The organism is Variovorax sp. Varisp36, from assembly GCF_047304235.1.
GTDB lineage: Bacteria > Pseudomonadota > Gammaproteobacteria > Burkholderiales > Burkholderiaceae_C > Variovorax.
This window is the reverse complement of the sequence record NZ_JBGLYU010000054.1, coordinates 1-21,307: the sequence shown is the minus strand read 5'-3', so window position 1 is coordinate 21,307 and position 21,307 is coordinate 1. Positions and strand designations below refer to the sequence as shown.

General features: G+C 66.1%; 17 protein-coding genes, 1 tRNA gene and 3 pseudogenes. 7 read left to right on the top strand and 14 right to left on the bottom strand.

The features are described 5' to 3' along the window. Window positions 1-97: 97 nt before the first annotated feature. The 6 genes and pseudogenes from ACCD11_RS24620 to ACCD11_RS24595 all read right to left on the bottom strand — a co-directional run. On the bottom strand, window positions 98-475 hold the full coding sequence (locus ACCD11_RS24620) for a hypothetical protein (protein ID WP_413315807.1): 378 nt from the start codon (window positions 473-475) through the stop codon (window positions 98-100). A gap of 51 nt (window positions 476-526) precedes the next feature. Next, entirely contained in the window at window positions 527-1,831 is a 1,305-nt protein-coding gene (locus ACCD11_RS24615; RefSeq protein WP_413315806.1) for a c-type cytochrome, read from the bottom strand. Beyond that, on the bottom strand, window positions 1,828-4,080 hold the full coding sequence (locus tag ACCD11_RS24610) for a molybdopterin cofactor-binding domain-containing protein (protein WP_413315805.1): 2,253 nt from the start codon (window positions 4,078-4,080) through the stop codon (window positions 1,828-1,830). The genes ACCD11_RS24615 and ACCD11_RS24610 overlap by 4 nt, the downstream gene beginning before the upstream one ends. Further along, complete coding sequence (locus ACCD11_RS24605; RefSeq protein ID WP_413315804.1) at window positions 4,077-4,580, bottom strand: (2Fe-2S)-binding protein; 504 nt, start codon at window positions 4,578-4,580, stop codon at window positions 4,077-4,079. Before ACCD11_RS24605 ends, ACCD11_RS24610 begins: the two co-directional genes overlap by 4 nt. Window positions 4,581-4,765: 185 nt before the next feature. Then, window positions 4,766-4,987, bottom strand: coding sequence for a DUF1059 domain-containing protein (locus ACCD11_RS24600; protein WP_007835573.1), 222 nt, complete (start codon window positions 4,985-4,987; stop codon window positions 4,766-4,768). Window positions 4,988-5,078: 91 nt separating this feature from the next. Next, window positions 5,079-5,201, bottom strand: a pseudogene (locus tag ACCD11_RS24595) (SAM-dependent methyltransferase); the annotation flags it as partial. A 144-nt stretch (window positions 5,202-5,345) separates the two neighbouring features. Here ACCD11_RS24595 and ACCD11_RS24590 point away from each other — a divergent pair. After that, a complete protein-coding gene (locus ACCD11_RS24590) occupies window positions 5,346-5,834 on the top strand; it encodes a response regulator transcription factor (protein WP_413315803.1) in 489 nt (162 codons plus the stop codon). Window positions 5,835-5,922: 88 nt separating this feature from the next. Then, the gene (locus ACCD11_RS24585; protein WP_413315802.1) at window positions 5,923-7,125 is read left to right on the top strand and encodes a DUF2252 domain-containing protein; all 1,203 of its coding nucleotides are present in this window, start codon (window positions 5,923-5,925) and stop codon (window positions 7,123-7,125) included. Window positions 7,126-7,163: 38 nt separating this feature from the next. On the opposite strand, the gene ACCD11_RS24580 is transcribed toward ACCD11_RS24585, so the two are convergent. Continuing rightward, a complete protein-coding gene (locus tag ACCD11_RS24580) occupies window positions 7,164-7,685 on the bottom strand; it encodes an Lrp/AsnC family transcriptional regulator (protein WP_413315801.1) in 522 nt (173 codons plus the stop codon). A gap of 92 nt (window positions 7,686-7,777) precedes the next feature. Here ACCD11_RS24580 and ACCD11_RS24575 point away from each other — a divergent pair, with 92 nt between their 5' ends. Further along, window positions 7,778-11,386 (top strand): indolepyruvate ferredoxin oxidoreductase family protein, encoded by a 3,609-nt coding sequence (locus ACCD11_RS24575; protein WP_413315800.1) that lies wholly within the window; start codon window positions 7,778-7,780, stop codon window positions 11,384-11,386. 318 nt (window positions 11,387-11,704) lie between these two features. On the opposite strand, the gene ACCD11_RS24570 is transcribed toward ACCD11_RS24575, so the two are convergent. Further along, the gene (locus ACCD11_RS24570; RefSeq protein WP_413315799.1) at window positions 11,705-12,697 is read right to left on the bottom strand and encodes a helix-turn-helix transcriptional regulator; all 993 of its coding nucleotides are present in this window, start codon (window positions 12,695-12,697) and stop codon (window positions 11,705-11,707) included. A gap of 390 nt (window positions 12,698-13,087) precedes the next feature. Here ACCD11_RS24570 and ACCD11_RS24565 point away from each other — a divergent pair, with 390 nt between their 5' ends. The 4 genes and pseudogenes from ACCD11_RS24565 to ACCD11_RS24550 all read left to right on the top strand — a co-directional run. Continuing rightward, window positions 13,088-13,246 carry a hypothetical protein gene (locus ACCD11_RS24565; protein WP_413315798.1) on the top strand — a complete coding sequence of 53 codons (159 nt, stop codon included), beginning with the start codon at window positions 13,088-13,090 and terminating at the stop codon, window positions 13,244-13,246. Window positions 13,247-13,273: 27 nt separating this feature from the next. After that, window positions 13,274-14,104 (top strand): hypothetical protein, encoded by an 831-nt coding sequence (locus ACCD11_RS24560; protein WP_413315797.1) that lies wholly within the window; start codon window positions 13,274-13,276, stop codon window positions 14,102-14,104. Between the two features lie 2 nt (window positions 14,105-14,106). Continuing rightward, complete coding sequence (locus tag ACCD11_RS24555) at window positions 14,107-14,448, top strand: hypothetical protein (RefSeq protein WP_413315796.1); 342 nt, start codon at window positions 14,107-14,109, stop codon at window positions 14,446-14,448. Between the two features lie 498 nt (window positions 14,449-14,946). Further along, window positions 14,947-15,193 (top strand): annotated as a pseudogene (locus ACCD11_RS24550) (transposase); the annotation flags it as partial. Window positions 15,194-15,202: 9 nt separating this feature from the next. Here ACCD11_RS24550 and ACCD11_RS24545 read toward each other — a convergent pair. The 6 genes and pseudogenes from ACCD11_RS24545 to prfB all read right to left on the bottom strand — a co-directional run. Continuing rightward, window positions 15,203-15,367, bottom strand: a pseudogene (locus ACCD11_RS24545) (IS30 family transposase); the annotation flags it as partial. A gap of 185 nt (window positions 15,368-15,552) precedes the next feature. Continuing rightward, window positions 15,553-15,628 (bottom strand) — tRNA-Thr (locus tag ACCD11_RS24540). A gap of 25 nt (window positions 15,629-15,653) precedes the next feature. Next, window positions 15,654-16,667, bottom strand: coding sequence for a class 1 fructose-bisphosphatase (locus ACCD11_RS24535; protein ID WP_413315795.1), 1,014 nt, complete (start codon window positions 16,665-16,667; stop codon window positions 15,654-15,656). 23 nt (window positions 16,668-16,690) lie between these two features. Next, window positions 16,691-19,387, bottom strand: coding sequence for an aminopeptidase N (gene pepN, locus ACCD11_RS24530; RefSeq protein ID WP_413315794.1), 2,697 nt, complete (start codon window positions 19,385-19,387; stop codon window positions 16,691-16,693). Continuing rightward, window positions 19,374-20,045, bottom strand: a complete 672-nt coding sequence (locus ACCD11_RS24525; RefSeq protein WP_007835554.1) for an HAD family hydrolase — start codon at window positions 20,043-20,045, stop codon at window positions 19,374-19,376. The genes pepN and ACCD11_RS24525 overlap by 14 nt, the downstream gene beginning before the upstream one ends. Continuing rightward, window positions 20,045-21,149, bottom strand: a protein-coding gene (gene prfB / locus ACCD11_RS24520) for a peptide chain release factor 2 (RefSeq protein WP_108137465.1) whose coding sequence is annotated in 2 segments (ribosomal slippage) — window positions 20,045-21,067 and window positions 21,069-21,149 — 1,104 coding nt in all. Because the reading frame shifts where the segments join, the coding sequence is not laid out codon by codon here. Before prfB ends, ACCD11_RS24525 begins: the two co-directional genes overlap by 1 nt. Between the last annotated feature and the right edge of the window lie 158 nt (window positions 21,150-21,307).

The window sequence follows — 21,307 nt, the reverse complement described above, 5'->3', positions numbered from 1 at the left end:
GCCGCCTGCCGCGGAACTCCCCCTGAGCAGTGTCTGAAAGTAACCAATGTTTCGTGTCGGATACAGAGCTGTCCGGCCGTTGCGGCCGATCCGGTCCTCAATCGCGAGTGCTTGTCGGAGCTTCCGGCGCCGGCAGGGTGGACTCGAATTGCGCGGCGCCGCTCGCCGCATCGCAGCTTGCCTTCAACTCGGCCGCGACCTGCTCCGGCTCCTGGCGCAATTCCGCAAGATCGCGCTCCCCGACGCAGCGGCCGTCGAGCCGCACATAGATGCGTTTGAAATCGCCACCGAGTGCCCGGGCCACGTCGCCCAGGCACTCGGCGAGCGTGGCGAAATCGCCGTCACGGTACGAGCTGGGCGGTATCACGCCTTTCGAACGCGGCGCGCGAACCGTGTAGGCGTAAGACGCGGCTTCTTGCCTAAGCTCCACCACAGGCTGCAGGCAGAACTGGACTTCCCTGACTCTTTTTTTCATGGCCGCAGTGTAGGTGCGGCCCCACCGGTGCTGCCCCCGGGGGAGGGGGCGTCATTGCGTGCGCTGCTTCGCGACGAACTCCGGCGTGACCGTGCCCTGCTTGTTGCCGAATTGCGCGATCACGTAGTTGGCGAGCGCCGCGACTTCGGTGTCCGTGTAGGCCTTGCCGAAGGCCGGCATGTAGACCTCCTTGTCGTGCACGCGCATCCTCACGCCCTGCAGGATCATCTGCGTGACGTTGGAGCCGTCAGGATCGTTCACGCCGCGCGTTCCCAGCAGCGATGCGTTGGCCGTCTGCTGGCCTTGCCCGTTCCACTGATGGCAGCTCGCGCATGCCGCAGCGAAGAGCCTGAGCCCTTGCTCGTGGCCTTCGGCCGTGTTGGCTGCCGGTGCCGCCGCGCTCGCCGCAACGGCCCACGGTGCCTTCGCATCGACCTCGATCGGCGCCTTGCCCGACTTCGCCGGCACCGTGCGCAGATAGCTCACGAGCGCCGAGGCGTCCTCCGGCTTCAGGTATTGCAGGCTGTGTTCCACCGCCTCGCCCATGGGCCCCGAAGCGGAGCCTCGGCCCTCGGCATGCCCGGTCGTGAGGTACGAGGCAAGCTCCGCATCGCTCCATGCGCCGATGCCGTTCTTCGCATCTGACGTGATGTTGTAGGCGCGCCAGCCCTGGACCGACTCGCCCGCGAGGTCGTTGCCCCTTTCCATCGCGAAGGCGAAGTTGCGCGGCGTATGGCATTCCGCGCAGTGGCCGAGCGCTGTCGCGAGGTACCTGCCCTGGTTCCACGTCGGCGGCTTGGACGCATCGGCCTCGAAACGGGTGCTCTTGAAGAAGGCCGCATTCCAGAAGCCCATGGCCCAGCGCTGGTTGAACGGAAATCCCAGGTCGGCCTCCCTGTTCGGCTGGTTCACCTTGGGCAGGCTGAAGATGTACGCCTTGATCGCGAGGATGTCCTTGCGGCTCAGCGCGGTGTACGAGGTGTACGGGAACGCCGGGTACAGGCGCTTGCCGTCCGCGCCCACGCCGTCGTGCAGCGCGCGCACGAACTGGTCGTCGCTCCAGTTGCCGATGCCCGTGGCCGGGTCCGCGGTGATGTTCGACGAGTAGATCGTGCCGAAGGGCAGCACGAAGGGCAGGCCGCCCGCAAAGGGCTGCCCCTTGCCGGGCACCGTGTGGCAGGCGATGCAGTCGGCGGCCTTGGTGAGGTATTCGCCGCGCACCAGCAGCGCCGCATCGGCCGGCGCACCGGCCAGCACCGGCGCCTCGCCCTCGGAGCCGTCGGTACGGTTCAGGAAGAAATACAGCGCCGCGCCAACGACGAACAGCACCACCAGCACCTTGAGGAGCCGCTTCATGCTGCGCTCCTTGCGCCGTGCCCGGCATCGGCGATCTTTTTCTTCAGCGCCTCCTTGTCCTGCGCCAGCAGTGCACGGTTCACCGGCAGCGCGCGCAGCCGCACGCCCGTGGCCGCGAAGATCGCGTTGGCGAGTGCGGGCGCCGCAATGGCGGTGCCGACCTCGCCGAGCCCGCCGGGCGCCTCGCCGCTCTTGACGGTATGGACCTCGACCGGCGGCGCCTCGTTGATGCGCAGCATCCGGTAGTCGTGGAAGTTGCTCTGCTCGATGGTGCCTTCGCGCAGCGTGATCTCGCTGAAGAGCGCGGCGCTCAGGCCGAACAGCAGGCCGCCCTGGATCTGCGCCTCGATGGAGCTCGCGTTCACGGCAATGCCGCAGTCGAGCCCGACCACCGCGCGCCGCATGCGCACCTCGCCCTGCGGCGTGACCTCGACCTCGACGATGGCGCACACGCGGCTGCCGAAGGCATCGCCCACGGCCACGCCGCGCCCGACGCGGGCCGGCAGCGTGCCCTTGCCCCAGCCGATCTTGTCGGCGGCCAGGTCGAGCACCGCCAGCGTGCGCGGGTTCTTCTTCAGCATCGCGCGCCGGTAGGCCACCGGGTCCTTCTTCGCGCGCTGCGCCAGCTCGTCGATGAAGCTCTCCATCACGAAGAGGTTGTGCGTCGGCCCCACGCCGCGCCACCAGCCGACGTTCAAGCCGGGCGGCATGTCGTGCCGCACCCACTCGACCTTGAGGTTCGGCAGGTCGTAGCAGGGCTCGGCCACGCATTCGATCAGGTCGCTGTCCATGCCGTCCTTGCCCATGAAGGCCGGAGCCCATCGGCCCAGCACCGTGCCGCCCGCAATGCGGTCGCCGAACCAGAGGATCCGGCCCTCGCCGTCGACCACGGCCGAGATGTCGTCGTGGTACATCGGCCGCACGATGTCGTGGCGGATGTCTTCCTCGCGCGTCCAAACCACCTTGAGCGGGTAGGGCACCTGCTTGGCGAAGGCCACGGCCTGCTCGACCGAATCGGTCTCGAGCCGCCGGCCGAAGCCGCCGCCCAGGTACTGGTTGTGCAGAACGACCTTGTCTTCCGCAAGGCCGGCGACCTTGGCCGCGGCGCTCACGCAGCGCGTTGGCACCTGCGTGCCGACCCAGATCTCGCACTCGCCGGGCCGCACGTGCACTGTGGTGTTGAGCGGCTCCATCGTCGCGTGGGCCAGCATCGGCAGGTCGTAGGTCGCCTGCACCAGCGTGCCCTCGGGCCGCTTGCCGGTTTCCTTGCCGACGATCGCCTTGTCCTTCGCCAGCGCACCGGCCAGTGCCGCGCGCAGCTGCTGCGTGGTGAGCGCGGCGTTCTGCCCCGGCGTCCACTGCACGTTCAATGCATCGAGACCCCGCTTCGCAGCCCAGAAATGCTCGCCCACCACCGCAACCGCGTCCTTGATGCGGAGCACGTCGATCACGCCGGGAATCGCACGCGCCGCCTTGTCGTCCACCGAGGCCAGCACGCCGCCGAGCGTGGGGCACGCCTTGACCGTCGCCACTTTCATGCCCGGCAGGCGCACGTCGATGCCGAACTGCGTGCTGCCGTCGACCTTGCCGGCCGAATCGACGCGCCGCAGCGGCTGGCCGATGAGCTTGAAATCCTTCGGTTCCTTCAGCGCCACCTTGGCAGGCATCGGCAGCTTGGCGGCCGCACCGGCGAGCGCGCCGAAGCCGAGTTGCCGGTTGGACGGCGCGTGGCTCACCACGCCGCGCGCGACCGTGCAGCTCGCAGCATCGACCTTCCACTGCGCGGCGGCAGCGCTCACCAGCAGCGTGCGCGCCACCGCGCCGGCCTCGCGCAGCACGCCGTAGGTGCCGCGCGTGCTGGTCGAGCCGCCGGTGATCTGGCCGCCGAGCAGCGGCATGCCGTACAGCGCCTCGTTCGGCGGCGAATGCTCCACGCGCACCTGGTCGAGCTCGACGCCGAGTTCCTCGGCCAGCAGCATCGCCGAGCCGGTGTAGATGGCCTGGCCCATCTCGGCCATCGGCATCACGAGGCGCACGCCGCCATCGGCGTCGATGCGAATGAAAGCGTTCGGCGCGAAGGCGGGGTTGCCATCCACCAGCGCAGCGGCCGCGTCGGCGGGCTGCTGCCGCGGGCTGATGGCGGCAAAGGCCTTGCTGCCGCCGACCCAGGTGAAGGCCAGCGCCAGGCCGCCGGCCTGCAGTGCGCCGCGCCGGCTGATACCCACGGCACCCACGGCGGCCGGCTTCACGATGCGCTCCTGACAGGCATCGCGACGACCGACTGCAGCACCTCGGCCTTGCCGGTGGCGGCCTGCTTGATGGCCGCGCGGATGCGCGAGTAGGTGCAGCATCGGCAGATGTTGCCCGACATGGCCATGTCGATGTCGGCGTCGCTCGGGTTGGGCGTGCGCTGCAGCAGCGCGGCCGCAGACATGATCTGCCCCGACTGGCAATAGCCGCACTGCACCACGTCGACGTCGAGCCAGGCCTTCTGGATGCTCTTGCCGGCTGGTGTCTGCGAAACGGCTTCGATGGTGGTGACGGCCTTCTTGCCGATGGTGCCGATCGGCAGCACGCATGAACGCACGGGCTGGCCGTCGAGGTGCACGGTGCAGGCGCCGCACTGCGCGATGCCGCAACCGAACTTGGTGCCGGTGAGGCCGACGACGTCGCGCAGTGCCCAGAGCAGCGGCATGTCGTCGGGAGCGTTGAGGGCAACGGACTGGCCGTTGATGTTGAGATCGATCATGGACCCGCCTTCTTGTCTGGTTCGCCGTGGTGGCAGCGAACCATAGCGCGACTTCGGAAAGCGCGCTCGGCGGGCAGGGCAGCACTCAAGCGGGCTGCTCGGTTTTCATCGACGGGTGCTCGTTGCAAGCACCCGAAGGTATTCATCGCCGTGCGAAACGGCGCTCGGATCTGCGCAGGATCGTCTCAGGCGGGAGCCTTCTGTGCGGGCGCCTGCACCGGCGGCGTGCCGGTCTTGAACATGCTCGCCAGTTGCTTGCGCAATTCGGGTGTGTCGGTGTGGCCGTGGACGGCCACGGCGTGCTGGACGGCGGCATCGAGCAGTTCGCTCTCGCTGTCTGCGGACAGCGCGACACTGCAGTTCATCGTGCTTGGATACTCGCGGCAGTCGATGTATTGGCGTGACATGGCAGCTCCTGGAATGTCCTCACGGACGTGCTTCGAAAATCAGGTTGAAGGGCGTCTCGCTCGCCCGCCTGCGCACCGAGGCAAAGGCCCCGGCCAGCGCCTTGTACAGGCCCAACTGGTCGCCTGCGACGATGGTGGCTGCGTGCATCACGGCACCGATGTCATGGACGAAGTTACCCATGAACGCGTTAAGCCGTGTTTCGTCGATAGCCATGTGTATCCCCTTCGCCGGCCGTCGGCATACGCGGCACTTGCCTGCCTATACTGAGTCGGCGGCAAGGGCCTGCGAGCATCCTGCGTCTCGATGCATGCAGGCGCCATACGCAGCAATGCGTACGTGCCGTGAAAGGGGCATGACATGACGCACCTGACGCGCAACGACTGCGCAAGCGCACTTCGCCTGCTGGAGCAGCTGGAGTCCGGGCATTCGCCCGTGCGGCATCGCGAGGCCGGCAGCAATGGCTTGCGCACGACCCTGCACGTCGCCAAGGCACCGGGCCGGCGCGAATTTCGCCAAGCCGAACTGCAGGCCGACTACTGCCGGCGCGTGGGGCTGGAGCATGCGGTGGCGGTGGCCTTGCTTTATCGGCTGGCCCGCCGCACCGAGGCGCCGTTGCCCGATGCGCCGGCCATGAACGCACCGCCCCCCGGCCTCACGCCCCGCGAGGGCGAGGTCATGCACTGGCTCTCGCGCGGCAAGACCGACGCCGAGATCGCCGCCCTGCTCGCGATCAGCCCGCGCACCGTGCACAAGCACCTGGAGCACGTCTACGTGAAGCTGGGCGTCGAGACGCGCACGGCGGCCGTGCTGCGCTCGCTCGGCATGGGCGGGCCCGACATGCCCTGAAAAAAAGCGCGCCCGGCAAGCAAAGCCGGGTATCGGCACGCGTTGGCCGAGAATCTGCCGCTCATTCAAGCGGGAAACGAACAACGCCATGCTGAACGTCGCCAAGACCATCCGCAGCTTCAACGCCGGGCGCGATCCCGAGCGCCTGGTGATGAAGTACGCCAACCTGCGCGCCAACCCCTTCGTCTTCCTGCGCGGCACCTGCCACCTTTTCTACGACCGCCTGCCGGCCGGTGCGCTGTTCACCAAGGCGCCGGCGGCCTGGCTGTGCGGCGATGCCCATCTGGAGAACTTCGGCAGCTACAAGGGCGACAACCGACTCGCCTATTTCGATCTCAACGACTTCGACGAGGCCGCCTTGGCGCCTGTGACGTGGGAGCTGGTGCGCTTCCTGTCGAGCATCCTGGTGGCCGGCGGCAGCCTGCGCGCAACGCCCGACGATTCGAACGCGCTGTGCAAGGTGTTTCTCGAAGGCTACGCCGGTGCATTGGCGCTCGGCAAAGCCCGCTGGGTGGAGCGCGACACCGCCAGCGGCCTCGTTCATGAACTGCTCGCGACGCTCAAGGCCCGCACGCGCGCCGCCTTTCTCGACAAGCGCACCGAACGCAAGAACGGCGGCCGGCGCATTCGCCGCGACGGCGAGCACGCGCTGCGGGCCGACAGGGCCGGGCGCGGGCGAGCGGCCAGGCTGATCGACGCATTTGCGGCATCGCAGGACAACCCGGGCTTCTTCAGGGTGCTCGACGTGGCGCGGCGCATCGCCGGCACCGGCAGCCTGGGAATGGAGCGCTACGTCGTCCTGGTCGAAGGCAAGGGCTCGCCCGACGGCAACTACCTGCTCGACCTGAAGCAGGCAACGTCGTCGTCGCTCGTGCCGCACCTGAAGATCAGGCAGCCCGCATGGCCGTCGCAGGCGCATCGCGTGGTGGCAATCCAACGCCGCATGCAGGCTGTGTCGATGGCCTTCCTGCATCCGATCGTCGATGGCAAGTCTTCCTACGTGCTGCGCGACCTGCAGCCCAGCGAGGACCGGGTGAGCCTCGACGTGCGCCGCACCGGACTGGGCCAGGTCAGCGGCGTGATCGAAGAGATGGGGCAACTCATGGCCTGGGCGCACCTGCGCAGTTCGGGGCGCCAGGGCTCGGCCATCGCAGACGAGCTGATCGACTTCGGCACCTCGGCCAGGTCGTGGCGCCGCGACCTGCTGGACGCTGCGCACCAGTGCGCAGCGCAAGTCGAGAACGACTGGAAGGCCTACTGCCAGGCTCATGACGCGGGGAAGATGGCGTAGCCTTCCCCGCCGGGCTGCGTCAAGCCGTTCATGCAGTCCTAGCTTCGCCGCGACCCAGCGGCGCGTGCCTTGCCAGGCAGCAGGTGGTCGAGCGGCAGCGCCGTCTCCGACTTGATCTCGCGCAGCACGATGCTCGAGCGCACGTGCGTCACGCCGGGCAGGCTGAACAGCACCTCGTGCAGGAAGCGCTCGTAGTGCTTCATGTCCGGCACGGTCACGTTCAGGATGTAGTCCGCGGGCCCCGTCGCCGACACGCAGCGGATGATCTGCGGGCTCGCGGCCACCGCCTCCTCGAAGCGCTGCACCATCGCCTCGCTGTGGCGGTCGAGGTTCACCTCGGCCACAGCCGACACGTGCAGGCCCACCAGTTCGGGATCGACCAGCGCCGTGTAGCCGCGGATGACGCCGGCCGTCTCCATGTCCTTGATGCGCTTCCAGCAGGGCGTGGGCGAGAGCCCGACGGCCTCTGAAATCTGCTGCACCGTCTGCCGGCCGTCGTGCTGCAGTGCAGAAAGGATCTTGAGGCAATGCTCGTCAAGAGAAACAGAATCAACGTTCATCGTGATTTTCGAGAGGATTCTTCTTCAAACAAGGGTCTGCGCCAGTGTATTGAAGAAACACTTACTCGGGGTGCGGCAGAACAATTCCGGGCATGAACGCCCCCCACGAGACGGCCGCGCTGCGACGGCCCGACTACCGGCTCTCCGACAACCTCTGGGCCGATACCGGCTCGGTCTTCATCACCGGTACGCAGGCGCTGATCCGCATCCTGGCGATGCAGAAACAACGCGACGCGGCGCGGGGCCTGCACACGCAGGGTTTCGTGAGCGGCTACCGCGGCTCGCCGCTGGGCATTGTCGACCAGGCCATCTGGAAGGCGGGCGAGCGCTTCAAGGAGACCGGCATCCGCTTCGTGCCGGCCGTGAACGAGGAGCTCGCGGCCACGCAGGTGCTGGGCACGCAGCGCGTGGAGTCCGACCCCGAGCGCACCGTCGAGGGCGTCTTTGCCATGTGGTACGGCAAAGGGCCGGGTGTGGACCGCGCAGGCGATGCGCTCAAGCACGGCAATGCGTATGGCTCGTCGCCGCATGGCGGCGTGCTGGTGGTGGCGGGCGACGATCACGGCTGCGTGTCGTCGTCGATGCCGCACCAGAGCGACCACGCCTTCATGGCCTGGCGCATGCCGGTGATGCAGCCCGCGAGCGTGGCCGAGTACCTGGAGTTTGGCCTCTACGGCTACGAGCTCTCGCGCTATTCGGGCGCGTGGGTCGGCTTGGCGGCACTGTCGGAAATCGTCGAGAGCGCGGGCACCGTGGACCTCGACGCGGTGAACGCGCGCGTGGCCGCCTGGGAAGACGCCGATGCTGTGCGCGCCGCCACCGGCCATCGCGCGCCAGCGGACGGCCTGCACTACCGCTGGCCCGACCTGCCTTCGCTGCGCATCGAGTCGCGGCTCGAAGACAAGCTCGCGGCCGTGGCCGCCTTCACGCGACGCAACAGCATCGACCGCCACGTGATCGTGAGCGAGCGCGCGAAGGTGGGCATCGTCACATGCGGCAAGGCGCACCACGATCTGATGGAAGTGCTGCGCCGGCTCGAACTCTCGCCGGAGCAACTGGCCCGCGCCGGCGTGCGGCTCTACAAGATCGGCCTGAGCTTTCCCGTCGAGCAGACGCGCATCAAGGCCTTTGCGCAAGGGCTCGACGAAATCCTCATCGTCGAGGAGAAGGGCGCGGTCGTCGAGACGCAGCTGCGCGACATCTTCTACAACGCGCCCGCAGATGCCCGGCCCGTGCTCGTGGGCAAGCACGACCGCGAGGGCCAGCCGCTGGTATCAGCGCTCGGCGAGCTGCGCCCCTCGCGGCTCATCGAACTGGTCGCGCACTGGCTGGCCGTGCACTTCCCCGACAACCACGACCTGGGCGACCACCTGCAGCACGTGCGCGACTTCACGCCGCCCGAGCTGCTTGGCAATGCGAGCGACGCCGTCAAACGTGTGCCGTACTTCTGCGCCGGCTGCCCGCACAACACCAGCACCAAGGTGCCCGAAGGCTCGACCGCGCGCGCCGGCATCGGCTGCCACTTCATGGCCAACTGGATGGACCGCAGTACGGCGGGGCTGATCCAGATGGGCGGGGAGGGCGTCGACTGGATCTCGCACGCGATGTTCACGAAGACGCCTCACGTGTTCCAGAACCTGGGCGACGGCACTTACTACCACTCGGGCTATCTCGCGATCCGGCAGGCCGTGGCGGCCAAGGCGACGCTCACCTACAAGATCCTGTTCAACGACGCGGTGGCGATGACCGGTGGCCAGCCTGTCGACGGCGCGATCAGCGTGGACGCCATTGCGCGGCAGGTCGAGTCCGAAGGCGTGAGCAAGGTCGTCGTTGTCAGCGACGCCATCGGCAAGTACGACGACATCAAGGACCGCTTTCCGAAAGGCACCGAGTTCCACGATCGTGCCGCGCTCGACGACGTGCAGCGCCGGCTGCGCGAAATGGCCGGCGTGACCGTGCTCATCTACGAACAGACCTGCGCGGCCGAGAAGCGCCGCCGCCGCAAGAAGGGCGAGCTCGCCGATCCACCCAAGCGCTTGTTCATCAACGAAGCTGTGTGCGAAGGCTGCGGCGACTGCGCCGTGCAGAGCAACTGCGTGGCCGTGCTGCCGCACGAAACGCCGATGGGCCGCAAGCGCAAGATCGACCAGACCAGCTGCAACAAGGACTATTCCTGCGCCAAGGGCTTCTGCCCCAGCTTCGTGGGCGTGACGGGCGGCAAGCTGCGCCGCAAGAGCGGCGCGCTGGCCGCCGGGCGCGACGCCTTCCTGCATCGCGTGGCCGCACTACCGCACCCTGATGCGCACGTGTGGACCGCGCCCTACGACCTGCTCGTGACCGGCGTGGGCGGCACCGGCGTGGTGACCGTCGGCTCGGTGATCGCGATGGCCGCGCACCTCGAAGGCAAGGCCGCGAGCGTGCTCGACTTCATGGGCTTCGCGCAGAAGGGCGGCTCGGTGCTGAGCTTCGTGCGGCTGGCCGATTCGCGCGAGCGGCTGCACCAGGTGCGCATCGACACGCAGCAGGCCGACGCGATCCTCGCCTGCGACGTGGTGGTGGGTGCGTCGGCCGATGCGCTGCAGACCGTGCGGCACGGACGCACGCGCGTGCTTGCGAACATCCACGAGATTCCGGTGGCCGAGTCGCTGCGCAACCCCGATGCCGATCTGCACGTGGACCTGCTGCTGGAGAAGATGCGCTTCGTCGCCGGAGAGGAGCAGGTCGAGACCTTCGACGCGCAAAGCCTCGCGGAAGAATTCCTCGGCGATACGCTGGCGGCGAACATCGTGGCGGCGGGCTATGCATGGCAGCGCGGCCTGGTGCCGCTGAGCCTGGAGGCGCTGATGCATGCGATCGAGCTGAACGGCGTGGCCGTGGCGGCCAATCAGTCGGCGTTCTCGCTGGGGCGGCTTGCGGCGGGCGCCCCTGCGGCGCTCGATCAGTTGCGCGCAGCGCCTACGGACGCACACGCTTCGCAGGCCGACGAGCGCCCGCTCGACGTGCTGATCGCCGATGCACGCCGCCACCTGACGGGCTACCAGAACGCCGCATGGGCAGACCGTTTCGAAGCGCGCATCCGCAGCCTGCGTGCGCGCGAAGCCGCGCTGGCGGGGGGCGATGCGAGCCTGCCTTTCACGCGCAACGCGGCGCGCAGCCTGCTCAAGCTCATGAGCTACAAGGACGAGTACGAGGTGGCGCGGCTCTACACCGACGGAGAGTTCGTGAAGAAGCTGTCGGAGCAGTTCGAAGGTGACCTGAAGCTCGAATTCCACATGGCGCCCCCGCTGGTCTCGCGTGCCGCGAACGGGCATGCGCCCGCCAAGATCCGCATCGGTGGCTGGATGCTGCCCGCCATGCGCTGGCTTGCGCATGGCAAGCGGTTGCGGGGCACGGCGTTCGATCCCTTCGGCCGCACCGGCGAGCGGCGGACGGAGCGCGAGCTGATCGCGCATTTCGACGGGCTGTTCCATGCGATGGCCGGCGAACTCTCGGCCGGCAACCAGGCAACGGCCGCGCGCATCGCGGCACTGCCGCTGTCGATTCGCGGCTTCGGCCACGTCAAGCTCGCGAACCTCGAAGCCGCGAAAGTGCAGGAGGCGGAACTGCTGCACCGGTTTGCGCCGGCGCACTATGCGAAGCCGGAGCGTGCGCCGGGGGCAGGGCAGATTCGGGGGATTGCGATCGTGGCTAGCGCGCGATAGAGGCCGCATTGACGAGCTTGTCGAATGGGCTGAGTGGCCACCACGGGACTTCAAAAAAGTTGATCGAAGTTGTTGACGGTTGTGTAAAGACTATTTGCATTTCGATCGGTTCGTGGTGTCGCTCAACCCGCATCGCCGGCACCTGACGGAGTCGCAGGGTGCGGCAGTAGCGGCAAAGCTGGCGAAGATCGGTGCGGGGCTGTCTTCCGGCAACTAGCATGCGCTCTCTGCAAATTTGCAGCCCCTCAAGTCTCCCGGGCCGAAGCGGTCCAACTGCTCAACGTCAGCACCCGCCGCGTCACCGCTGCCGTGGCCATGTCAGACTGCCGGTTTCTTTGGCGGCACTCCGTAGTAGGCATGGAACGCATGGGCAAAGCTGGCATAGCTGCTGTACCCCACGCTCCTGGCAATGTCGCTGATCGAAAGATGGCCGCCGTCTAGCAGTGTCTTCGCTTCCCGCATTCTCAGCGCGTGGGCAAAGGCATTAGGCGTGGCCCCAAAGCGCGCCTTGAAGCCCGCTGTGAGCATGTTGCGATTGAGCCCGACCTTCTGAGCCAGCTCGTCGACGGTCGGGGGGCTGCTGAGCGTGCGCCGATAAATTTCAGCTGCGGCCCCGATGGCCTGTTGAGTAGCTTCCCACGTGTGGATGCGGCCGGGGCCTCTCGCGCCGGCCATCGAATGCAGTTGAGCGACGACATTGCAGAGGATCTCCGTTACTTTGGCCGCCACGTAGAGACTATTGAGGGGCTCCTTCATCCGGCACGAAAGAATCTCCTGCGCAGCAACGATGTTCGGTCCTTGAGTTGCGAGCTCGATCGCGACGGGCATCCCCCGCGCGGATTGAAAGAGAGGCACATAGTCGGTAGGCACCATGTCAGGCTGCAGACCGTAGCGTGAGAGGAAATGCCGCCTGTCACAGGCGATCCAGATCCCTTGCAGCTTCTGGCCTGCATTGGTCACCGACAGAGATTCGGGTAGGTTGGAGATGGAAGTCATGGACGACTCGACGATTTGTGATCGAACGGCACTCCGTCGCATGTAAGTGCCCGCCAGCATGATCTGCACGCACACCATGTCCGCACGTTCGATCTTCAGTTCGTAGGGCAGCAGCGTCTCGTAGTCCATGACGTGAAGCAGCGTTCCGTCATCGACCCGACGATAGCGATGATCTTCGGCCCGATAGAGCCCCTCCAGAGGTCCCAGTACTTCGCTTCCCGCCACCGAAGGCTGCCATCGAAGCTGTCGTCGAATCTGCTCCAGGTCGATCGACAGAGTCCTGCGGTTCTTCGGTCGACTGGAGTGCGGAGGCATGCGCGGGATCACACGTCAAATGGCACTCGCTGTCAACTTGGTCGGCAAGATGATGACCAAGCAAATGAAGTTGCTCACACTTTGATTGCCAAAGCGTATTCGATTTCATCACGAAATGTGTGAAAGCTTCACGCGGGCACTAGTTCACGCACTACGGATGCCTGCCGTCTTCAACAATCTGCCCTGTCCTGTCGTGAGCGCCTGTAGGTACGGACGGCCCGTGCTTAAGACCTCTGGCACACGGATGCGGGTTGCGTTCGTGGGCTGAGCAAGCCTGGACACCCGGCTTCATCCCGAAACAGGTCGCCACCGCAAGCAGTGGCGAAGTGCGCTCCATTGACTCTTCGAACTCTCACCTCGCAATTTCATTAATCGATTTTTTGCACTCTTATGAAAAAGACTCTCATCGCCGTTCTTGTCGTCTTCACGCTTGGATTGTCGGTTGCCGTCGCGCAAACCACATGCCCTAACCCGGTGACCAGCGGCGGCGGCGGTAACAGCGGCGGCGGTAACAACGGCGGCGGCAATCAAAGCGGCGGTAACAACTGACCCAAATTGAACAGGGCCACCACCATCATGAAACTCTCTCGTTTTCTCGCTGCCGCGCTTCTCGCGGTACTCGCCCTCCCTGCGCTCGCGCAGTATTCGGACTCCTACAACTACAACTACCCGACCGCGAACGCGAACACTTCCAGCTACTCGCCCGTCTCCGTGTCGGTCGATCCGTGCAACCCGAGTCAGGCGACCAGCACGAGCAACAGCACCGCCGCGGGCGGCAACCAACGCCAGCAGCAGGCCAACAACAGCACGAACACAAACACCGTCGCGGGCGGCGCGGGCGGCGCGGGCGGGACCGGCGGTGTCGCGAACGTCACAGTCAATGCTGGCGGTTCGTCCGGTGCGGCTGGCTCTGGAGGCGGCGGCAACCTTTCAGTGTCGAACACGACCGTGCAGGAGCGCACCACGGTTTGGGCGCCAGTGATTCACGGACAGGCCGCCGCGCCGCTCGCTGCCGCGAACATGATCGTCACCCCGATGGCCTGCGGCCCGCGCGTCCGGGTCGTGCGGCGGCCGGTCATGGGCAAGCGCTTCGGTGTGCTCGGCGGGCAGAGCGACGTGGAACAAGGCGAAGACGATGACATTGAGCCAGCAGACCAGCCGTTCGTCGAGATCGGCGGGAAGCTCTTCGGCCATCAGGTGACGCAGTACGCGGCGATCCTGGGCACGTCCTCGTCGGGCAGCTTCTCGCTCGGCGGCTACGGCTCCAGCGGCAACGGCGCGCAAGGCGGCGCGGCGCAGAGCGGCCAGCTCCAGCAGATCAGCAGCCGCTTCTACGTCCGTGACTGCCTGATGGCCGTGGCGGAGCCCACCGTCAAGCTGGTCGAAGCCAAGCCGATCCGCGAGTAAGCATGGCCCTCGCCACCGTCAGCCTCACGGCCGCAATGATCTGCTTCCAGGGCGCCTGTCACCCGGCGCTGGTCGGCAAGGACACGCCCGTGGGCACCTTCCCGCTCACGCAGCGGATCGTCCAGGCCGAGGGTTATGGCGGCGATGTCCTGCAGTTCAAGGAGACGGCTCGCGAGGTCTTCGCTGTGCACAGGGTCTGGCTTGGCAACCCGGCGCAGCACCGGCTCGAACGCCTACGCGGCCCGGCCGCCGGGCGCCGTGGCATCACGGGTGGTTGCATCAACGTTGCACCCGAGGTCTACGACGCGCTGATCGGTATGACCGAATTGAAGGTGACTTGGTGACGAAGTTTGGCCAGCTTTGAGCTCGATGGCGCGGCGTGACTCAGTTCGCAACACAGGTTTGCACAGGAAGCGGCGGAATGTGAGGGCAATGGCGGATGGAGAGCAGAAGTCGATCCATGACGCGACCGCATTGAGGTTTCCCGTAATAGCGCGATCCGAAGTCCGGCTGCAGGTTCGGCGTCGATGTTTCTCGAGTGACCGATGACGAATTGGATTGGCTGATTCGCGCGCCTGGCCAGCGTGCGGAAGATTCATTCGTCGTTGCCGTGCCCGATCACGCTGCAGTGTGGGGGCTTGCCATTTCTACGGGGATAGACAATGTGTGCAGATCAACGGAATTGAGGTCGCACTTCAACCGCGTCAATACAGCTTCGCGCTGCAACTCTTTCGGCGCACCGGTAAAGTGGTGGCGCGAGACTGGCTGTGGCGGGGCATTGAATCGCCCCGAGTTTTCTAGACACCTCTGAGCCTCAAACCCGAGGCCCAATAGGAGGTGCCATGAGTAAGCAGAGATCCCGAAGAATTCGAGGCCGAAGCGGTCAAGCAGATCACCGAGCACGGCCACAAGGCGGCCGATGTGTCGACCCGGCTGGGCGTGAGTCAGCACAGTCTTTATCAATGGATCAAGGCCCGGCGAATGCCGGCCGGTGATCGGCAGGCGCGGGTGTCGCAGACAGACGAACTGCGGCGGCTGAAGGCCGAGCTCAAGCGTGTGATCGAGGAGCGCGACATCCTAAAAAAGGCTGCCTTGGATTCAACCGGTCGCTGCAACGGCTCGCTGAAGTCTACTTGCAGGCGTCCCGTAGTCCAGTGTCTTTCGAGGCCTGGTGTTCAAGCGCATGGAGATCGCGTCCAAATCTACTTGGCTGTAGATCGATAGATCCGCACCTTTGGGCAGGTACTGGCGCACCAGCCCGTGACCGCGGCAACGAGGGCAGGGGCTAGAAGTTTGAGAAGGTGCGCGAGCGCGTTCCGAGAAGGAATCGGCGGGGAGAGCGACAGCAACATGGTCATGCCTCTAAATCCTCTTACATCGGCCGTTACATCGCGCAAGAAAAAGGCCCCGTAGCTATCGATTTGATAGCTACGGGGCCTTATCTGTATTGGTGCCGGAGAGATGAATCGAACACCCGACCTTCTCATTACGAATGAGCTGCTCTACCGACTGAGCTACACCGGCGAAGCCTCAGATTATAGCCAAGAAATCAGGCCTTCTCGGCGTGGTACTGGGTCAAGCGCTCAACTTCGTTTCGCGAACCCAACATCACGCTCACCCGTTCGTGCAGTTTGGTGGGCTGCAGGTCCAGGATGCGCTGCTTGCCGTTGGTGGCCGCGCCGCCGGCCTGTTCGACCAGCCAGCTCATCGGGTTGGCCTCGTACATCAGGCGCAGCTTGCCGGCCTTTTCGGGCTCGCGCTTGTCCCACGGGTACATGAAGACGCCGCCGCGCATCAGGATGCGGTGCACGTCGGCCACCATGCTGGCGATCCAGCGCATGTTGAAGTCCTTGCCGCGCGGGCCTTCCTTGCCGGCCAGGCATTCGTCGATGTAGCGCTTCATGGGCTCGTCCCAGTGGCGCATGTTGCTCATGTTGATCGCGAATTCCTTGGTGTCGGCCGGAATCTGGATGTCTTCCTGCGTCAGCACGAAGCTGCCCTGCTCGCGGTCGAGGGTGAACATGGCCACGCCGTTGCCCACGGTGAGCACCAGAGTGGTCTGCGGGCCGTAGATGCAGTAGCCGGCGGCCACCTGCTGCGTGCCGGCCTGCAGAAAGTCGCTTTCCTGCACGCCGGGGTGGTCGTCGGGCTTCTTCAGCACGCTGAAGATGGTGCCGATGCTGACGTTCACGTCGATGTTGCTGCTGCCGTCGAGCGGGTCGAACATGAGCAGGTATTCGCCCTGCGGGTAGCGGTTGGGCACCACGTAGATGCTGTCCATTTCCTCGCTGGCCATGGCCGCGAGGTGGCCGCCCCATTCGTTGGCCTCGATGAGCACTTCGTTGGCGATGATGTCCAGCTTCTTCTGGATCTCGCCCTGCACGTTCTCGCTCTCGGCCGTGCCGAGCACGCCCCCCAGCGCGCCCTTGTTGACGGCCTGGCTGATGCTCTTGCAGGCGCGCGCGACCACTTCGAGCAGCAGGCGCAGCTGGCCGGGGATGAGGCCGTCGGCACGCTGTTGTTCGACGAGGTAGCGGGTGAGGGAAATCTTTTGTTGAGCCATGTGTCTTGTGGGGTTCGGTTGCTTCAGTTTCCCGCCAGGGCGCGGGTCACGACTTCGTGCGTGTCCTTGCTCAGGTCGGGCTTGGCGGCCACGCGGGCGATGGCTTCGCGCGCGGCGCTGCGGTACGGCTCGGCCAGCTTGCTCCAGCGGTCGAGTGCGCGGGCGAGGCGGGCAGCCACTTGCGGGTTGATGGCGTCGAGCTCGATCACGCGCTCGCTCCAGAACACGTAGCCGGCCGCGTCGGGGCGGTGGAATGCGCCGGGGTTGGCGCTGCAGTAGCTGAAGATCACGCTGCGCGCCCGGTTCGGGTTCTTCAGCGAGAAGTCGGGGTGCTTCATCAGCTGCTTCACCAGCGGCAGGATGTCGCCGCCGCGGTCGCTGGCGCCGGCCTGCAGCGAGAACCACTTGTCGATGACCAGCGCCTCGTCCTTGAAGATGGCGTGGAAGCGCGCCAGCGCCTGCGCCGCCAGGGTGTGGCCCGACGATACCAGCGCGTTGAGCGCGTTGAAGCGGTCGGTCATGTTGCCCGCGTCCTTGAAGCGCTGCAGCGTCTTGCCCGGCCACACGGCGTCGCCCGAGGAGCGCGCCGCCAGGCACAGAAAGTTGAGCGCCATGCCGGCCAGCGCGCGTCGGCCCGACGAGGTCGGGTCGGGGCTGTAGGCGCCGGTGTCGTGGTTCTCTTCATAGGCCCACTGCCAGTCGGCAAAGAGGGCGGTGGCCAGCTGGGCGCGCATGGCTTCGCGCACGAGGTGCACGCGCTGCGGATCGACCACGTCGAGTTGCTCGGCGATGTAGGTTTCCGACGGCAGCGTGAGCACCAGTTCCTTGAAGGCGGCGTCGAGCTGCGGGTTGCGCAGCACGCTGCGCATGGCGTCGATGTACGCGTCGTTCAGCACCGGCGTGGTGTCGGTGGCCAGTGCGGCAATGCCTTGCAGCGCGGCACGCAGGCCCAGCCGCTGGCCGGCTTCCCAGCGGTTGAACGGGTCGGGGTCGTTGGCCAGCAGGGTGAGCAGTTGGGCGTCGGTGTACTCGAAGTCGAGGATCACCGGCGCGCTGAAGCCGCGCAGGATGGAAGGCACGGGCTCGGCGTCCAGGCCGGTGAAGGTGATCTGCTCGCCGGCGCGCGACAGCACCACGGTGCGCGTGCCGTGCGTGGCTTCGCTCTCGCCTTCGAGCTGCAGGGGCAGTTCGCGGCCGTTGCTGGCGTCGAGGAGGCCGACGTTCAGCGGAATGACGAAGGGCTCCTTGGTCGGCTGGCCCGGCGTGGGCGGGCAGCTCTGCACCACGCTCAGGGTGTAGCTGCGGCTCTGCGCGTCGTACACGCCGTGGGCCGCGAGGCGCGGCGTGCCGGCCTGGCTGTACCAGCGTTTGAACTGGGGCAGCAGGCGTGCCAGTTCCGAATCGGGGTTGGCGTCGGCAATGGCCTGCGCGAAGTCGTCGCAGGTCACTGCCTGGCCGTCGTGGCGCTCGAAGTAGAGGGTGATGCCGCGCTCGAAGCCCTTGCGGCCGACCAGCGTCTGCATCATGCGCACCACCTCGGCACCCTTCTCGTAGATGGTGACGGTGTAGAAGTTGCTGATCTCGATGTAGCTGTCGGGCCGCACCGGGTGGGCCATGGGGCCCGCGTCCTCGGGGAATTGGGCGGTGCGCAGCACGCGCACGTCTTCGATGCGCTTCACGGCGCGGGCCGAGGCGTCGGCGCACAGGTCCTGGCTGAATTCCTGGTCGCGGAAGACGGTGAGGCCTTCTTTCAGCGAGAGCTGGAACCAGTCGCGGCAGGTGACGCGGTCGCCGGTCCAGTTGTGGAAGTACTCGTGGCCGACCACGCTTTCGATGTTGCTGTAGTCGGCATCGGTGGCGGTGGCCTGGTTGGCCAGAACGTACTTGGTGTTGAAGATGTTCAGGCCCTTGTTCTCCATGGCGCCCATGTTGAAGTCGCTGGTGGCCACGATCATGAAGCGGTCGAGGTCCAGCGGCAGGCCGAAGCGGGCTTCGTCCCACAGCACCGAGTTGATGAGCGAGTTCATCGCGTGCTCGGTCTTGTCGAGGTCGCCGGCGCGCACGTACACCTGCAGCAGGTGCTCCTTGCCGCTGCGCGCGGTGATGCGCTGCTCGCGTGCCACCAGCTTGCCGGCCACCAGGGCGAACAGGTAGCTGGGCTTCTTGAAGGGGTCGACCCACTTCGCGAAATGGCGGCCTTCGGGCAGTTCGCCCTGCTCTACGAGGTTGCCGTTCGACAGCAGCACCGGGTAGGCGGCCTTGGCGGCGCGCAGCGTCACGGTGTACATCGCCATCACGTCCGGACGGTCGAGGAAGTAGGTGATGCGGCGGAAGCCCTCGGCCTCGCACTGCGTGAAGAAGGTGTCTTCGCTCACGAACAGGCCCATCAGCTTGGTGTTCTTGATGGGGCAGCAGGTGGTGAAGATTTCGAGCTCGAACGCGTCGGGCAGGCCGTCGATGACGAGCTGGTCGCCTTCCATGCGGAACGACGCACCCTGGCCGTTGACGAGCACGCGCGCCAGGTTCAGTTCGTCGCCTTGCAGGCGCAGCGGCTCCAGCGGCACTTCGGGGTTGCGGCGCATCTGCATGCGGTTGAGCACGCGGGTCTTGGCGGGGTCGAGGTCGAAGGTGAGGTCGACGGTGTCGATCCAGTAGGCCGGAGCGGCATAGTCTTCGCGGCGAATGGCAATCGGTTGCCCTTGAGCGTCACGCAACATCATCGAGTGTCTCCAGAAAATTCGAATGGGCGAGTTCGTCGTAGTCGCGAACCGCGGCAATCACATGGGGGCCGGCAAGCTCGGCGGCGGTATGGGTGCTGCATACGGCCACGGCACGCATGCCGCCGCGGCGGGCGGCTTCGATGCCGAAGGGCGCGTCTTCAAAAACGATGCAGCGTTCGGGCGCAACGCCGATGCGGCGTGCAGCTTCGAGAAAGATGGCGGGCGTGGGCTTGCCGCTGAAGCCTTCATCGCCGCCCACTATGGCCAGCGGCAGCGGGTCCATCTTCAGGCGCGACATGGCGAACTCGATGTTGTGCCTGTCGCCGGCCGTGCCGACCGCCACCTTCAGCCCGCGCGCGACAGCCGCCTTGGCAAAGGCGGAGAAGCCCGCCACTTCGGTGAAGTTGTCGCTGAACATGGCGCGGTAGATTTCTTCTTTCTCGTGCACCAGCACCTGGCACTCGGCGTCGGAGAGGTCACGCTCGAACAGCTCGCGCATGCACTCGGTGCCGGTGCGGCCCGTGGTGCGCGCGAGGATGTCGCTCACGTCGAGCTTCAGCCCGTGGCGCGCCACGAACTCCACCCACGAGCGCGCATGCCAGGGCATGGAGTCGATCATGGTGCCATCCATGTCGAAGATCAGCGCTTCGACCTTCATCAGACGCCTTGCTTCAGAGAGGCTTCGATGAACACGTCGAGATCGCCGTCCAGCACCTTCTGCGTGGCCGAGACTTCGACGTTGGTGCGCAGGTCCTTGATGCGGCTGTTGTCCAGCACGTAGCTGCGGATCTGGTGGCCCCAGCCCACGTCGGTCTTGCTGTCCTCGAGCTTCTGCTGCTCTTCCTGGCGCTTGCGCATCTCGTGGTCGTACAGGCGCGAGCGCAGGCGCTTCCACGCCACGTCGCGGTTGCTGTGCTGGCTGCGGCCGTCCTGGCACTGCACCACGATGCCGGTCGGGATGTGCGTCAGGCGCACGGCCGAGTCGGTCTTGTTGATGTGCTGGCCGCCGGCGCCGCTGGCGCGGAAGGTGTCGGTGCGCACGTCGGAGGGGTTGATCTCGATCTCGATGGAATCGTCGATCTCCGGGTACACGAAGATGCTGGCGAAGCTGGTGTGGCGACCGCCCGACGAGTCGAACGGCGACTTGCGCACCAGGCGGTGCACGCCGGTCTCGGTGCGCAGCAGGCCGAAGGCGTAGTCGCCCTCGACCTTGATGGTCGCGCCCTTGATGCCGGCGGTGTCGCCGGGCGTTTCGTCTTCGATCTGCGTCTTGAAGCCCTTGCGCTCGGCGTACTTCAGGTACTGGCGCAGCAGCATGCTGGCCCAGTCGCAGGCCTCGGTGCCGCCGGCGCCGGCCTGGATGTCGACGAAGGCATTGAGCGGATCGGCCGGGTTGTTGAACATCCGGCGGAATTCGAGCTGCTTGATGTCGGCTTCGAGCGTGGCGGCGTCATCGGCAATGGCCTGCAGGCCGTCCATGTCGCCGTCTTCCTTCGACATCTCGAAGAGCTCGGTGTTGTCCGAGAGCCCGTTGGTGAGCCGGTCGAGCGTGACGACCACGTCGTCGAGCGACTTCTTTTCCTTGCCCAGTTCCTGGGCCTTCTTCGGGTCGTTCCAGACGTTCGGGTCTTCGAGCGATGCGTTGACTGTCCTCAGTCGTTCAGCTTTGGCATCGTAGTCAAAGATACCTCCGTAAATCGACCGTACGAACGCTCAGGTCCGCGAGCATTGCGCCGATTTGGTTGATCTGTTCTGCGTCCATGGGGTGTCCTGACTGTGAGGGTTGGTGTTCGGGGGAACCCGACATTTTCTCACGCTCCGAAAACCCGCCCTGCCGAGGCCCTGTATTGCTCCTTCCTTCTCTGGGGGAAGGCTGGGATGGGGGCGGGCAGGGCGCTCCATGGATGCGCCGCCGTGCCC

Coding starts and splice junctions, on each gene's coding strand:
- ACCD11_RS24535 (WP_413315795.1), bottom strand. CDS start 16,667: ATGGCTCAACAAAAGATTTCCCTCACCCGCTACCTCGTCGAACAACAG.
- ACCD11_RS24605 (WP_413315804.1), bottom strand. CDS start 4,580: ATGATCGATCTCAACATCAACGGCCAGTCCGTTGCCCTCAACGCTCCC.
- ACCD11_RS24580 (WP_413315801.1), bottom strand. CDS start 7,685: ATGAACGTTGATTCTGTTTCTCTTGACGAGCATTGCCTCAAGATCCTT.
- ACCD11_RS24570 (WP_413315799.1), bottom strand. CDS start 12,697: ATGCCTCCGCACTCCAGTCGACCGAAGAACCGCAGGACTCTGTCGATC.
- ACCD11_RS24575 (WP_413315800.1), top strand. CDS start 7,778: ATGAACGCCCCCCACGAGACGGCCGCGCTGCGACGGCCCGACTACCGG.
- ACCD11_RS24585 (WP_413315802.1), top strand. CDS start 5,923: ATGCTGAACGTCGCCAAGACCATCCGCAGCTTCAACGCCGGGCGCGAT.
- ACCD11_RS24615 (WP_413315806.1), bottom strand. CDS start 1,831: ATGAAGCGGCTCCTCAAGGTGCTGGTGGTGCTGTTCGTCGTTGGCGCG.
- ACCD11_RS24620 (WP_413315807.1), bottom strand. CDS start 475: ATGAAAAAAAGAGTCAGGGAAGTCCAGTTCTGCCTGCAGCCTGTGGTG.
- ACCD11_RS24590 (WP_413315803.1), top strand. CDS start 5,346: ATGACGCACCTGACGCGCAACGACTGCGCAAGCGCACTTCGCCTGCTG.
- ACCD11_RS24555 (WP_413315796.1), top strand. CDS start 14,107: ATGGCCCTCGCCACCGTCAGCCTCACGGCCGCAATGATCTGCTTCCAG.
- ACCD11_RS24525 (WP_007835554.1), bottom strand. CDS start 20,045: ATGAAGGTCGAAGCGCTGATCTTCGACATGGATGGCACCATGATCGAC.
- pepN (WP_413315794.1), bottom strand. CDS start 19,387: ATGATGTTGCGTGACGCTCAAGGGCAACCGATTGCCATTCGCCGCGAA.
- ACCD11_RS24565 (WP_413315798.1), top strand. CDS start 13,088: ATGAAAAAGACTCTCATCGCCGTTCTTGTCGTCTTCACGCTTGGATTG.
- ACCD11_RS24560 (WP_413315797.1), top strand. CDS start 13,274: ATGAAACTCTCTCGTTTTCTCGCTGCCGCGCTTCTCGCGGTACTCGCC.
- ACCD11_RS24600 (WP_007835573.1), bottom strand. CDS start 4,987: ATGTCACGCCAATACATCGACTGCCGCGAGTATCCAAGCACGATGAAC.